Source organism: Pseudoalteromonas sp. T1lg65 (genome assembly GCF_051930985.1).
Classification (GTDB): domain Bacteria; phylum Pseudomonadota; class Gammaproteobacteria; order Enterobacterales; family Alteromonadaceae; genus Pseudoalteromonas.
The window spans coordinates 430,956-447,963 of the sequence record NZ_CP196838.1; the positions used below are offsets into that span (position 1 = coordinate 430,956).

Annotated in this window: 1 protein-coding gene; it reads right to left on the reverse strand. The window is 45.3% G+C overall.

Annotated features, from left to right (window positions below):
• Positions 1-3 precede the first annotated feature (3 nt).
• The gene (locus ACSLBF_RS19180) at positions 4-16,992 is read right to left on the reverse strand and encodes an amino acid adenylation domain-containing protein (RefSeq protein WP_440057007.1); all 16,989 of its coding nucleotides are present in this window, start codon (positions 16,990-16,992) and stop codon (positions 4-6) included.
• Positions 16,993-17,008 lie beyond the last annotated feature (16 nt).

Genomic DNA, 17,008 nt, shown 5'->3' on the forward strand with positions numbered 1-17,008 from the left:
CCTCTAAATCTTCATCTTTTGCTTAACGACTTTTTTGGTATTTGATACATTATTCTTATACAAGCTTTGTAACTGTCGGTCTGAAGCAGTTTTAAAACCAAAGTCACTTTGCGTTTTGATCCCACCCTTAAGCGCCTGCTCCGCAGCTTCTTGAGTAATCATCAATAACGCGCTTTCAAAATTCTGAATGAATAGCTCTGTTTGGGTAGCATCTAACTGGCTTTGTATCTGAAATCCAAGACTCCCATTCGACACTGAACCATTAATGTTGAGTAGAACTTCTTCCGTGTTTTCACGCGAGATCATTTCTCCACAGTCTTCACTCACTAAACTCCAATCTTCTGGGAGCCCAGATTTAGAACCTGAATTGAATTGCCCAAGGTAATTGAAAATAATTTTTGGAAGTTCACTTGATAACGAGCCAGACTGTACAAGTGCACCATAGCCCAGACCTTTATTAGGAATGTCTCGCAGCATTTCCTTTGTCTTGACAATGGTTTCTTTCAAGTTGAGCTCACTCACAAGCTTTATCGGATAGGCTGTAGTAAACCATCCTACGGTTTGTGAAATATCGATGGATTCATCGATCATTTCACGTCCATGGCCTTCCAACATGATGCTGTTATCATTGCGCTTAAAAGTTTTTGCTAAGGCAACCGCCAAAGCGCTGAGCAGCAGGTCATTGATCTCTGTATTGAAACCAAGGTTTGCTTGATGCAACAAAACGTCTGTTGATGATTCTGGTAACACAACTTCATTAATTCGAAGTTCATGATGCGGTAGTGATTTTGTCTGACAATCAGCAACGCGATTCCAATACGCGACTTCATGCTGATGGGTCCTTGAATAGAACTTCACCGTTTCAACCCATTGACGATAGCTTGATCCTTTTTTGTCCAAGCTTTTTCCTTGCAATAGCTGCTTGATATCTTCAGCAATTATTCTCCAGGAATAAGCATCAATAATAAGGTGATGGAATGCGAAAAATAGCCTCGCACTACCATCTGCATAACCTGTCAAATATCCAGCTTGCCAAAGAGGCCCCTCAACAACGTTAAAGTTGCTTTGCCAAGACGTCAAAACTTGACTAATTGACAGCTCATCAAGATTTGAAACATCTAGTGCTCGTAACGGTGCCATCGTTGCACATACATCACTAGAATAACGCTGAATCATTTTGTCATGTTGCAGCTTGAACTCGCATCGCAACATATCGTGATGAGCAGCCAGCTGACGCACAGCAACTTCGACTTGCTGTTGTGTGATATTGCTCGGCAGCTTCACCATGAAAGCTTGGTTCCAATGTCCAGCTTTTGGTAATGCCTTATCAAAAAACCACTCTTGTATAGGAAGTAATCCAAACTCCCCTTCCAACAAGCCTTGCTCAGTTCTAGTTTCAACCTTTTCCGTGCTTTTGCTCAGTAGTAATGCCAATCGTGCAACATCCGGTGCATCAAAAATTGCCTTTACCTGAATATCAAAACCCAGTTTTCGCAATTTTGTGACCAGCTGGATACTCACAATAGAGTCACCGCCAATACGGAAGAAGTTATCATTCACGCCAACGCGTTTTAGGCCTAACACTTCCTGCCAGATTTCGCATAGCTGTGCTTCAAGCGCATTACGTGGCGCCACGTATTCGTCTTCATTTACAAACTGTGGCTCTGGCAGCGCTCGCTTATCTACTTTTCCGTTCACCGTCAATGGCATCGCTGCCAATACCGTGAAACTATTCGGCTGCATATATGCAGGCAATACCCCACCTAGCTTCGCTCTACATGCCTCAACATCTAAAACCACTCCTTCACTGCCCACCAAATATGCCGCCAGTTGCTTTTTACCTTCATGCTCGCGCACCAGAACAACCGCCTGAGCTACTTCTGGTAACCCCGTTAAGGCGCTTTCTATCTCTCCCAATTCGATACGGTAGCCACGAATTTTTACTTGATTGTCATTTCTACCTAAGTATTCAAGGTGACCATCCGCTAACCAACGCACTAAATCTCCCGTTTTATACAAACGGTCATATCCTTGCGCTTTCTCTGCTTCACTCGCAAATGGATTCTCAATGAAACTGGACGCCGTCAGCTCATCACGATTCAGATATCCTCTCGCCAAGCCTATGCCGCTGATATACAACTCCCCTGGTGCATTGACTGGTACTATCGCACCCGCTTTATCCAGCACATACAATCGCATATTCGACAACGGACGCCCTATCTCATTCACATTCCGCGCTTGTGCCTGTTTACCCGACGCGTATACCGTCGCTTCCGTTGGGCCATAGTAGTTATGCAATGCATAATGACTCGACCAATACTGGCCCGCTTCTTTATCGCATGGCTCTCCTGCGAAAATCAGCGCTTGTAGACTTGGATAATTACAACGTGGCAACACTGACAAAATCGCCGGCGGTAAGAACACAAAGTTCAGTGCCTTCTCTATCATGTAAGTTTGCAGTGCTGTTACATTGGTCCGTACTGCTTCCGAGAAAATATGCAGCTCGCCACCAAAACACAGGCTGTTAAAGATTTCCGAGACTGATACATCGAAAACATAGTTACTAAAGCATGATGACCTACGATACTGTTCACTGATGTTGTATACATTCGACATTGAGAACAAGGTGTTGACGATGCTTCTATGTTCAATCATCACCCCTTTCGGCTTACCCGTTGTCCCTGAGGTGTAAATTACATAAGCCAAATCGCTGGCATGACTCACCGCTTCTGGATTCGCCTTGCACTGACCGCCATAAACCTCACCATCATCAACTCGCACCACCCTCGCCGATGTCAGTGCTGAGAGCTTCTCTTGATACTGCGATTGCGTCAGCACCACGCTCGCCTGTGTATCCGATAAAATAAATTCGACTCGTTCACTTGGATAGTCCGGTGAAATCGGTACATACGCCGCGCCTGATTTCAGTACCGCAAGAATACTCACCACCATTTCGACACTGCGTGCAACATACAACCCAATGAAGCTATCTGCGCTGAGTGCTTTTCCAGTCGAGACCTCATACTCGGCTCGTATCGCATGGGCTAGCTGGTTCGCACGTTCATTTAATTCGCCATAGCTCAGACTCTCACCTTCAAACACCAATGCCACTTGCTCTGGTGTTTTCGCTGCCTGTGCTTCAAACAAAGCGTGTAGCGTTGTATCTTGCGGATACGCTGCTTCCGTATCATTCCACGTATGTAATAACTGGTGACGTTCTTGGGCCGACAACACATCTACTTGTGCAACCGTTTGCGTGACATCGCTAACCAACGCCTGAAGCACTTTACAGTACATATCTCGTATACGTTCGATGCTCGACACCTCGAACAAGCTCACTGCGTAGTTAAAGTACCCTCTTATCACGCTATCGTTATCAGCCAAAGAGAGACTAAGATCAAACTTCGCAACCTTGTACAAGTTCTCCTCGTTATCAAACGCTGTTGGCTGAAATGGTAATGCATTGTTTATTACTTTTTGCTCACCAAATCGTTCGAAGGAGAACATCACTTGATAAATCGGATGACGTGACTGGTCACGTTCAACATCCAACAGATCGACCACTCTCTCAAATGGTAGCTCTTGATGTACTTTCGCTTGCGTCACTACACCATGTACATGCGCAATCAACGCACTCAGTGACTGTGCGCCATTTACACCTGCGCGTAGCGCTAGTGAGTTAACAAAGAACCCGATTAAGGATTGTGTTTGTGCATGATGACGGTTATCTGAAGGTGTGCCGATAACGATATCATCTTGGCCCGATAACGCTGCCAGCGTCACATAAAAGCCACTCAACAACACTGTGTTCAGTGTGGTTTCTTGTGATTGCGCCAACGCTCTGAGTTTGTTTGAAAGCGTCACGTCAAGTTCTAGCGCAACGTTCTGACCTCGGTGATCAATACGAGCAGGACGCGCACGGTCCGTCGGTAGCACCAAAGTTTCGACTCCAGATAACTGCGTTTGCCAATAGCTTTGTTGTTGCTCGAGTACTTCGCCAGTTAAGTAGTCACGCTGCCAGCTGGCATAATCTGCATAGCTGATCTCTAATTCTGGCAGTTCTGGGGTTCTGTTGGCTATTAACGCGTAATACGCTTCATCCAGTTCAGACATGAAGATATCTGACGACCAGCCGTCAAAACCAATGTGATGCCACAGCATCAATAAGTGACCCTTGGACGTATTGTCTCCCTCAACAACAAAATGATGGAGCTTCAGACTTACTTCTGAAGTGAGGTCAAACGGTGAGGCTATCGTCTCAGATATCTTAGATAGCAACGTACTTTCACTGTCTAGTACATGTCGCTCAAGCTCAATGTCCCGTGTCAATACGACTTGACAGTCTTGTCCCGTATCATTAGTGCGATAAACACTCTTTATCACTGAGTGACGAGTGGCAACCACATTTATCGCTGTTAACAACTTATCTAGATCAGCGTCAGAATTTAACTTTACGAGACTTGGAATATGATATACGTCGCTGCCTTGCTCAAAACGCTCGATAAACAACAAGCGCTCCTGAGCAAATGACAACGGCGCATGTGCACGGGTGTTCCTTGGGATCACCAGCATCTCACCTTGCTTACTCAATTGCGCCGCAAGCCCTGCTACCGTTTTATATTCAAACAACAAGGCCAATGGCACGTCTATCGATAACGCTTCTCTGATCGCCGCAGTCAGCTTAATTGCATTAATGGAGTTGCCACCAATGCGGAAGAAATTGTCATGCACGCCAACTTGATCAAGCTCTAACACCGTTTGCCACAACATACATAATTGAGCTTCTAGCTCGTTACGTGGTGCAACGTATTCATCTGCTCTGACAAAGTTAGGCTCCGGTAACGCGCGTTTATCTAGCTTACCGTTTAGTGTTAACGGAATATGTTCAAGCTCTGTAAACGCGTCTGGGACCATATAATCCGGTAACTGTTCAGATAACTGCTCTCTTAACCCATCAAGTGACAAAGTCTGTCCACTATTTGCCACCAAATAAGCCGCCAAATACTTACTGTCACCTTTGACTTTATCTATCACTACCGACTGAGCAATACCTGGAAGTCGGTTTAATGCATTCTCAATTTCACCCAGTTCAATACGATAACCACGAATTTTAATTTGATCATCATTACGGCCAATGTATTCCAAATTGCCATCAGGCAACCAGCGCATCAAATCCCCTGTCTTATAGAGTTTGGTATAACCTTTGGCTTTATCTGCTTCGCTTGCAAACGGGTTGTCTATAAAGCAATCATTTGTCAATTCAGGCCGATTGAGATAACCACGGGCTAACCCCGCACCACTGATATAAAGTTCACCAACAACATTAACTGGCGCTAATGTCTTGTGCTTAGTCAGGACATAAACTTTTCTCGTGTTTATTGCTCTTCCTAATGGCACACTACCTGAGAAACTCCCACACTGGTAAGCCGTTGTAAACGTGGTACTTTCAGTCGGGCCATAGACGTTCAATATATGTTTCGGACGAGATGACTGATTTACCAATTTTCTTATTAAACTTGGCGTTAACGCTTCACCACCTGTCAGTAGATAACGTAACTTGCCGAACATAGTGTCGTTCTGCAAATAAAGGTTATCAAATAACGTTCTTGTTAGAAAAAGCACGGAAACCGCTTGCGTTTTCAATAAGCGATTCACTTCATCTGGGGTAATACTCTCAGTTCCTGGGTAGATAACCACTTTAGCACCTAGTGTTAACGCGCCCCAGATTTCAAACGTTGCCGCATCAAAACAAGGATCGGATAAATGCAAAAACACATCCGAGCTGGACAATTCAACGTAGTTTGTGTCTTGAACTAATGACACTACGCCTTGATGTGGAGCTAATACTCCTTTTGGCTTACCCGTTGTCCCTGAGGTATAAATAACATAGGCCAGGTCGCTCGCTTGGTTTCTCGTTGCTAGGTTATTCTTGCTGTAACCGCTATACACTTGCGCTTCATCTACGCGTATCAAACTTGCTGTCGTTAGCGTCTCTAGCTCAGGTTGATATTGTGATTGCGTCAGCACCAAATCAGCTTGCGTGTCAGACAAAATAAACTCGACCCGCTCTTTTGGATAATCTGGTGAAATTGGCACATAAGCACCGCCCGCTTTAAGCACAGCTAAGATACTCACCACCATCTCGGCACTACGCTTCATGTATACGCCAACAAAGGTATCCGCGCTTAATACTTTGCCAGTTGCTGATTCATACTCCGATCGGATCGCATGAGCTAACTGATTAGCACGCTCATTCAGCTCGGCATAACTCAGCGCTTCATCTTCAAAAACCAACGCCACTTGCCCAGGCGTTTTCGCTGCTTGTGCTTCAAACAGAGTGTGCACCATTTCATCTTCTGGATAATCCGAATCCGTATCATTCCATTGGTGCAGTAACTGATAACGTTCTTCTACTGAAAGTACATCCACCTGAACAACTGCTTGCGTTACATCACTGGCGAATGCTTGTAACACTTTACGATATACAGTTAATACTCGTTCGATACTCGCCGCTTCAAACAAGCTCAATGCGTAATTGAAATTACCCTGTATTGTCCTGTCGCCATCGACCAAGGATAGGCTGAGGTCAAACTTCGCGGGATTATAAACATGTCTTTCTAAACCAAGATCGGTATCCATAAACGGCAATGACTTCGCTGCCATATCAAGCTCATTGAATTGCTCCATTGAGAACATCACCTGATAAATCGGATGACGTGATGGATCTCGTTCTACATCCAGTAAATCAACGAGTTTCTCAAACGGTAATTCTTGATGCACTTTCGCTTGAGTCACAACATTGTGCACATGCTTGATTAACGTCTTAAGTGATTGTTCGCCATTTATCTCAGCACGCAGTGCCAGCGAGTTAACAAAGAACCCAATTAGCGATTGTGTCTGCGCGTGATGGCGGTTATCCGAAGGTGTACCAATTACAATATCATCTTGGCCAGACAACGCCGCTAACGTCACGTAGAAGCCGCTCAACAATATGGTGTACAGCGTCGTGTCTTGAGATTGTGCCAACGCCCTAAGCTGTTCTGATAAAGCCACATCCAGTTCAAATTCTATGTCTTTACCACGATAGTCAATGGTTGCCGGACGAGCGTAATCTGTCGGTAAAGTGAGGTGCTCAAATCCAGATAGCTGTGTTTGCCAATAGCCCTGTTGTTTCTCAAGCACTTCGCCAGTTAAGTAATCACGCTGCCAACTGGCATAATCAGCATAGCTGATCTCCAACGCTGGTAGTTCGGCAGCTCTATCTGCAAGCAAAGCATGGTAAGCTTCTTCCAACTCGGACATAAAAATATCTGCTGACCAGCCGTCGAAACCGATATGATGCCAAAGCATCAACAAGTAGCCCTTCGACGTATTATCACCCTCAACAACAAAGTGATGGAGTCTCAAACTCATTTCAGTCGTTAAATCGAATGGTGTGGCTATCGCCTCTGATAAGCTAGCCAACAACGTACTTTCACCGTCTAGTACGTGACGTTCAAGTTCAATGTCTTGAGCCAGTACAAGTTGGTAGTCTGCGCCGGCTTCATCAGTGCGATAAACACTCTTCATCACTGGGTGACGAGTGGCAACCACATTTATCGCTGTTAACAACTTATCTAGATCAGCGTCAGAATTTAACTTTACAAGACTTGGAATATGATAAACGTCACTGCCTTGTTCAAAACGCTCGATAAACAACAAACGTTCCTGAGCAAACGACAATGGTGCCTGTTCAAGGTTACTTTGTGGAATGACCAACATCTCATCTTGCTTAACCAGCTGAGTGGCAAGTCCTGCGACCGTTTTATATTCAAACAACAAGGCCAGTGGTACATCTACAGATAACACATCTCTAATCGCCGCCGTCAATCTAATAGCGCGAATTGAATTGCCACCGATGCGGAAAAAGTTGTCATTGACTCCGACTTGCTCAAGCTCTAATACGTTTTGCCATAATTCACATAATTGCGCTTCTAACTCATTGCGTGGTGCAACATACCCACCTGCGTCAACGAAATTAGGTTCTGGTAAAGCCCGGCGGTCTGTTTTCCCATTGACGTTTAGCGGAACTGAGGCAATCAAGGCAAAAGCACTTGGGACCATATATTCAGGTAGAGATACAGATATTTCTTCTCTAATTTGCTCTATATCAACAACTTCACCTTGCTCCGGCACAATATACGCGGCGAGAAATTTTTGACCTGCCTGTTGTTTATCAACAACAACTGCTTGTTTCACGTTTGATAGCGCAACTAAAGCACTTTCAACTTCGCCAAGCTCAATACGGTAACCACGAATTTTGACTTGGCTGTCGTTGCGCCCAAGGTATTCCAACCTGCCATCTTTCAGTCGACGAACCAAGTCTCCCGTTTTATAAAGGCGCGCACCTTGTTCTGCCGTAAATGGTGAATCAATAAACTTATCTGCAGTTAAGTCTGGGCGATTTAGATAACGGCGTGAGACACCTTCCCCACCAATGTAAAGCTCTCCTTGAGCACCTGCCGGCAAAAGTTGACCTTCAGTGCCAATCACATACAGTTGTGTATTCGCAATTGGATATCCGATCGTGATATGGCTTGAAGTAACTTTCTCAACAGAAGACCAGATGGTTGTTTCTGTCGGTCCATACATGTTGTAAAGCGAACCACTTATTCTGCCTATTACCGCATTTGCTAACTCAGGTGAAAGCGCTTCCCCCCCGAGCAACACTTTTTCCAATTGCGTTAAGGCACTGTGGGCTGAGCTATCCGATATTAACTCTTGCATAAATGATGGCGTGCACTGAAGGTGTGTAACGCCATGTTGTAAAATCAACTCTTGAGACGTGAGACCGTGTTGAGTACGTCGTGCCAAAATACGCTGGATCTCAGGTGTTGTACCATCACTCAACGTCACTGGACGACCAGGCTGGAGCACCACTTTCTGACCTCGAGACAATGTCCAAAACAGTTCTAATACAGATATATCAAAGCTGATACTCGTCACCGCCAACCAGGTTTCTTGAGCACGCTCACTGCCAATACTTGAATCTAGCCCCGTAAAAAAGTTAACAACGTTGCGGTGTTCGACCATTACGCCCTTAGGCTTACCAGTAGAACCCGAGGTATAAATAATATAGGCTAAATTCTGCGGCGTAATTCCATCGCGTGATCTCAGGTTAGATACAGGGTTTGCTACCCATGTGTCCTGCATATCAATACAAACCACACCGACCTTCACAGGAAATTCTATTACCGCTGCGATTTCTGAAGTCGTTAATACAAAACTAGCGCCGCTATCCTCAAGCATATACTCAAGGCGCTCAAGAGGTGCCCCCAAATCTAAGGGAACATATGCACCGCCAGCTTTCAAGATAGCCAGCATGCCAATCACCATATCCAAAGAGCGTTCGATGCAAACTGCAACATAGGTGTCTGCACCAACCCCGAGTTCAACTAGATGATGTGCAAGTTGGTTAGCCCGCTCATTTAGGGCTCGATATGTGAGTTCGTTGTCGCCAAATACCAGAGCTATATTGTCAGGTGTTTGTCCTGATTGTGCTTCTACCAGCGTATTGATTGTCGCACTCTGTGGATAATCCACTTTGGTGTCATTCCACGTATGTAATAACTGGTGACGTTCTTCGGACGATAACAAATCTACTTGTGCAACTGTTTGCGTGACATCGCTGACCAACGCCTGAAGCACTTTACGATACATCTCAAGCATCCGCTCGATGCTCGCCGCCTCAAATAAGCTCACGGCATAGTTGAAATTTCCGTGTATAGCGTCGACGCTATCAACCAAAGATAAACTCAAGTCAAATTTCGCTGGACTGTATAAGCTTTGTTCAGAATCCAGTGGAGGCGCAGCAAACGGTAAGTTGGATGCGCTATTATCGCCAGTACCTACACTCGCCAAATCGAACAGTACCTGATAAATCGGATGGCGTGACGAATCTCGTTCAACATCCAACAAATCAACCAATTTCTCAAACGGTAACTCTTGATGTACTTTCGCTTGCGTCACCACACCGTGTACTTGCGCAATCAACGCACTCAGTGACTGTGCGCCATTTACACCTGCGCGTAGCGCCAGTGAGTTAACAAAGAACCCGATTAAGGATTGTGTTTGCGCATGATGACGGTTATCCGAAGGTGTGCCGATAACGATATCATCTTGGCCAGACAGCGCTGCTAACGTCACATAGAAGCCACTCAATAAGACAGTGTACAAGGTCGTTTCTTGTGATTGCGCCAACGCTCTAAGCTGCTCTGATAATGCCTCATCTAATTCAAAGGCAATATCCTGACCACGATAATCAATATGTGCTGGACGACTATGATCTGTTGGTAAAACTAGCGTTTCAAACCCAGACAGTTGCGTTTGCCAATAGCCTTGTTGTTGCTCAAGTACTTCACCTGTTAAGTAATCACGCTGCCAACTGGCATAATCTGTATAGCTGATCTCTAATTCTGGTAGTTCTGGGTTTCTGTCGGCTATTAACGCGTCATACGCTTCATCCAGTTCAGACATGAAGATATCTATCGACCAACCATCGAAACCAATGTGATGCCATAGCATCAATAAATAACCCTTCGACGTATTATCTCCCTCAACAACAAAGTGATGGAGCTTCAAACTCATTTCAGTCGTTAAGTCGAATGGTGTGGCTACCGCCTCTGATAAACTGGCCAACAACGTACTTTCACTGTCTAGTACGTGACGTTCAAGTTCAATGTCTTGAGCCAGTACAACTTGATAATCTTCTCCGGCATCATTGGTGTGATACACACTCTTCATCACTGGGTGACGAGTGGCAACCACATTTATCGCTGTTAACAACTTATCTAGCTCAGCGTCAGAGTTTAACTTTACGAGACTTGGAATATGATAAACGTCACTGCCTTGTTCAAAACGCTCGATAAACAACAAGCGTTCCTGCGCAAATGACAACGGCGCTTGCGCTAAGGTGCTGCGTGGAATAACTAATAGTTCGTCTTGTTCACCCAACTGCGCCGCAAGCCCTGCTACCGTTTTATATTCAAACAACAAGGCCAGCGGGACATCTACAGATAGCACATCTCTAATCGCCGCAGTCAGCTTAATCGCATTGATGGAATTGCCGCCAATGCGGAAGAAGTTGTCGTGCACACCAACTTGCTCTACACCTAAAACGTCTTGCCATAATTCACATAATTGCGCTTCTAACTCATTGCGTGGTGCTACATATTCATCTTCGCTAACAAAGCTTGGCGCTGGTAATGCGCGTTTGTCTACTTTGCCATTGATTGTTAACGGAATATGTTCAAGCTCAGTAAACGCAGCTGGGACCATATAATCCGGTAATTGTGTAGATAGCTGCGCTCTTACCCCATCAAGAGACAATGTGTGTCCTGCTTCTGCAACAACATAAGCGGCCAAGTATTTATTCCCGCCTTTGACTTTATCGACCACTACCGCTTGGGCAACATCTGCAAGCCCATTAAGTGCACTTTCAATCTCACCCAATTCAACACGATAACCTCGTATTTTTACCTGACTGTCATTTCGACCTAAGAATTCCAGTCGACCATCCGCCAGACGGCGCACTAAGTCTCCAGTCTTGTACAAGCGGGTATACCCTTTGGCTTTATCTGCTTCGCTCGCGAATGGGTTATTTATGAAACTCTCTGCCGTTAGGTCGTCTCGATTGAGGTAACCTCTCGCTAAGCCCGCACCACTGATGTACAACTCTCCAACAACATTAATTGGGGCTAGATTGCCTGAATCTGATAAGACATATAAACGACTATTCGGAATTGCATGACCGATATTCGTCGCGCTATCTCCCTGCTGATAACGGTTAACGCTCGCACAAACCGTGCTCTCTGTTGGACCATAAGCATTTAGCAATCGTGGGATAGCGTTAAATTTCTCATACAACTCAATGGTTGGCGCTTCACCCGCCATCACCAAGCACTCAAATGACGCAAAACACCCGGCATCTAACTGATGTAAAATTGCAGGCGGCAACGTCGCTAACTGAATGTTTTCTTTCGATAACAGCGCTGCTAACTTGCTTGGATCTTTACGCGTTTCTGTGCTGCTGATAAATAACGTATGACCCGACAGTAAACTGACAAATAATTCAGACACACTGGCGTCAAAGACATAATCCGCAAACCATAATGCATTTTGGTAAGCATCACACTCAAAGTGCTGACGCTGTGCCGTCACCAAGTGAGCGACATTGCGATGCTCAATCATGACCCCTTTCGGTTTACCTGTGGTGCCCGAAGTGTAAATCACATAAGCCAAGTCGTTGGCATCACTTATCGCTTCAGGGGTCGCTGAACTTTGACCACTAAATACCTCGGCATCATCAACCAGCAGTAAACTCGCAGTGGTCAGTGTCGAGAGTTCCGCTTGATACTGGGTTTGCGTCAGCACTAAATCGGTTTGCGTATCCGATAAAATAAACTCGACGCGCTCTTGCGGATATTCTGGTGAAACTGGCACATACGCAGCGCCGGCTTTCAGTACCGCGAGGATACTGACTACCATTGCTAAACTGCGGTCCATATACAAGCCGATAAACGTATCAGCACTCAGCGCTTGTCCATTGGCAGACTCATACCTAGCACGGATCGCGTGTGCTAACTGATTGGCACGCTCGTTCAACTCACCATAACTCAGAGTTTCATTTTCAAACACCAATGCCACTTGCTCTGGTGTCTTCGCTGCTTGTGCTTCAAATAAAGCCGATAAGGTTTTATCTTGTGGATAAGGCTTATCCGTATCATTCCACCTATGTAATAGCTGGTGACGCTCTTCGGACGATAATAAATCTACTTGTGCAACGGTTTGCGTGACATCGCTGACCAACGCCTGAAGCACTTTACGATACATCTCTAGCATCCGCTCGATGCTCGCCGCCTCAAATAAGCTCACGGCATAGTTAACATAGCCGCTGATTTGTTCATGCTTATCACTCAAAAACAAGCGTAAATCATAGTTAGCTGGGGTAAATAGTTTATGTTCATTCAACAGCGTTGTCGTGTCGAAAGGTAAAGTAGAGAACTGTGATTTGTCATAGTCAAAATCTTGAACCGAGAACATCACCTGATAAACCGGATGGCGCGACGGGTCTCGTTCAACATCCAACAAATCAACCAATTTCTCAAACGGTAACTCTTGATGTACTTTCGCTTGCGTCACCACACCATGTACTTGCGCAATCAACGCACTCAGTGACTGTGCGCCATTTACACCTGCGCGCAGCACCAGTGAGTTAACAAAGAACCCGATTAAGGATTGTGTTTGCGCATGATGACGGTTATCCGAAGGTGTACCAATGACAATATCATCTTGACCAGACAGCGCAGCCAACGTCACATAGAAGCCACTCAATAAGACAGTGTACAAGGTCGTTTCTTGTGATTGCGCCACCGCTCTAAGCTGCTCTGATAATGCCTTATCTAATTCAAAGGCAACATCCTGACCACGATAATCAATATGCGGGGGACGACTATGATCTGTTGGTAAAACTAGCGTTTCAAACCCAGACAGTTGCGTTTGCCAGTAATCTTGCTGCTGAACAAGCACTTCACCAGATAAATGGTCTCTCTGCCAGCTCGCATAGTCTGCATAACTGATCTCTAATTCTGGTAGTTCTGGGTTTCTGTCGGCTATTAACGCATCGTAGGTTTCATTCAATTCTGACATGAAGATATCTATCGACCAACCATCAAAACCAATGTGATGCCACAGCATCAGCAAATATCCCTTCGACGTATTATCTTCCTCAACAACAAAGTGATGGAGCTTCAAACTCATTTCTGTCGTTAAGTCGAATGGTGTGGCTACCGCCTCTGATAAACTGGCCAACAACGCACTTTCACTGTCTAGTACGTGACGTTCAAGTTCAATGTCTTGAGCCAGTACAAGCTGGTAGTCTGCGCCAGCTTCATCAGTGCGATAAACACTCTTCATCACTGGGTGACGAGTGGCAACCACATTTATCGCTTCAACCAACTTGTCTATATCTGCATCAGCACTCAATTGCACGAGGCTTGGAATATGATAAATATGGCTGCCCTGTTCGAAGCGCTCGATAAATAACAAGCTTTCCTGAGCAAACGACAGTGGCGCCTGCTCTAAGGTACGGTGTGGGATGACCAACATTTCGTTTTGATCATTTAAATGAGCGGCAATGCCAGCAACGGTTTTATGAGTCAATAACAAGGCCAGAGGCACATCCATAGATAATGCTTCTCTAATCCTTGCTGTGAGTTTAATGGCATTAATCGAGTTGCCACCAATACGGAAAAAGTTGTCATGTACACCAACCTGCTCAAGCTCCAACACTGCTTGCCACAGCTCACATAATTGCGTTTCTAGCGTGTTACGAGGTGCTACATAATTACGACCATCGACTAAAGCGGGCTCTGGTAACGCCCGTTTGTCTAGCTTGCCATTGATTGTTAATGGGAGCTGCTCTAATTCTGTAAACGTACTGGGGACCATATAGTCCGGTAATCGTCCCGATAGCTGCTCACGTACACTGTCAATTGATAAGGTTTTTCCTGCCTGAACGACAACATAAGCCGCTAGATATTTATTGCTGCCTGTGACTTTGTCTATCACCACCGCTTGAGCTATGTCCGCAACCTCATTGAGTGCGCTTTCTATCTCGCCCAGCTCTATTCGATAACCTCTGATTTTTACCTGACTGTCATTACGACCTAAATATTCTAATTGACCATTCTCCTGCCAACGAACTAAGTCCCCTGTCTTGTACAAGCGGGTATAACCCTTAGCTTTATCTGCTTCACTGGCAAATGGATTGTCTATAAAGCTCGCCCCCGTTAAGTCGTCTCTATTGAGGTACCCTCTCGCTACGCCCACACCACCTAAATACAACTCTCCTGGCGTATTCATCGCTGCCAACTGACCTGCGTCATTGACCACATAAGCTCGTGTATTCGATATCGGGGTTCCTATCGTGTTAAGGGACTTGGCATTGCTTGAATCTAGACATTGAATCGATGTCACCGTAACTTCTGTCGGCCCATATTCATTAATGAGTAAATCACCCCAAAGTGAACGTAATTCACTAATCAAACTTTCGCCACCGGCAATCACTCTACGAATAGCGCTCTTTGAACCCGGGTGGCCTAACGCTTGTAGATAACTCGGCGTGCCATCTAGGTGTGTCACTTGATGAGTGATTAGGTGTTGGATGATTTTTTCCGGTTGTGTGATTTCATCGTCACTTGGTACAACCAGTCGACTGCCATTCAGAAGTGGTAAAAAGAACTGCTCAACTGATGCATCGAAAATATAATTGGCTAGCCAGATAACCACTTCATCTGCTGTAAAGTCTAATTCGCGATACTGATTGTCTATCAGATTGACCACCGAGCGATGCTCAATCATCACCCCTTTCGGCTTACCCGTGGTGCCTGAGGTGTAAATTACATACGCCAAGTCGCTAGCGTCATTTATCGCTGCTGGAACCGCCGTACTATGAGCTGCATAGGTATCTCTATCATCAACACACATCAAACTCGCTGTTGTCAGTGCACTCAGCGTTTGTTGATACTGTGATTGTGTCAGCACCAAGCTCGCTTGTGTATCCGATAAAATAAACTCGACTCGCTCACTCGGATATTCAGGTGAAATCGGTACATACGCAGCTCCAGCTTTCAGTACCGCTAAGATACTCACCACCATCTCTACACTGCGTGCAACATACAAACCTATAAAGGTATCTGCGCTGAGTGCTTTTCCAGTCGAGACCTCATACTCGGCTCGTATCGCATGGGCTAATTGATTCGCTCGTTCATTTAATTCGCCATAGCTCAGTGCTTCTCCTGCAAACACCACTGCAACTTGTTCTGGCGTCTGTACCGCTTGCTCTTCAAATAAGGCTTGCAGAGTTTTATCCTGCGGGTAAGCGGCATCCGTGTCATTCCACTGGTACAACAACTGATGACGCTCTTGCTCTGATAACACATCCACTTGAGCAACGGTTTGCGTGACATCATTGACCAACGCCTGTAGTACTCTGAAATACATATCACGCATACGTTCGATGCTCGATGCTTCAAACAGACTCACCGCATAGTTAAAACTACCTCGGATTACCTTGCCGCTATCAATTAACGACAGGCTTAAATCAAGATCTGTTGAACTTTGCGTCGTGCTAGCTTCAGATCCTTCTATGGGCAGAGCTGGTAGGTCAATCGCTCCACTATCAACGCTAGCTAGATCGAACATCACTTGAAAAATTGGGTGACGTGACGTGTCGCGCTCAACGCCCAGCAGCTCAGGCACTTTTTCAAACGATAATCCTTGATGTACTCTCGCTTGATTCACGACATGTTTAACATGTGAGATTAACGCTTGCAGTGACTGCTTACCTTGCACATCAGCGCGTAGCGCTAATGAGTTAACGAAAAATTCGTTCGTAGATTGCCTCTGCTGATCAAATCGGCTATCCGAAGGTGTACCAATCACAATATCGCTCTGACCCGATAACGCGGTAAGTGTCACATAGAACCCACTTAACAACACCGTATACAAGGTCGTGTACTGAGACTGTGCCAAAGCGCTAAGTTGAGTCGATAATGCCTCATCTAATTCAAATTCGACGTATTGGCCTCGGTCATCGAAATTTAAAGGGCGGACACAGTCCGTAGGCAACTCTAAGGTTTCAACCCCTGATAGCTGGCTTGCCCAGTACTCTTGTTGTTGTACCGACGTCACATCAACAAATTCTTTTGGGTGGTTTAAAAAAGCAGCCATTTTTGCGACTGTACTATGCTCAAACAGAACGGCCAACGGCACAGCCATTGACATTTCGACTCGAATTGTGTTGATGAGTTTGATAGCGTTATTGGCGTTACCGCCTATCTGAAAAAAATTGTCATTTACCCCAACCTGTTCAAGCTCAAGTACAAGTTGCCAGACCCGACACAGTTCGACTTCTCTCTCATTTGATGGAGCGACATAAGCATAATATGGCATATAGATTCTATTTATT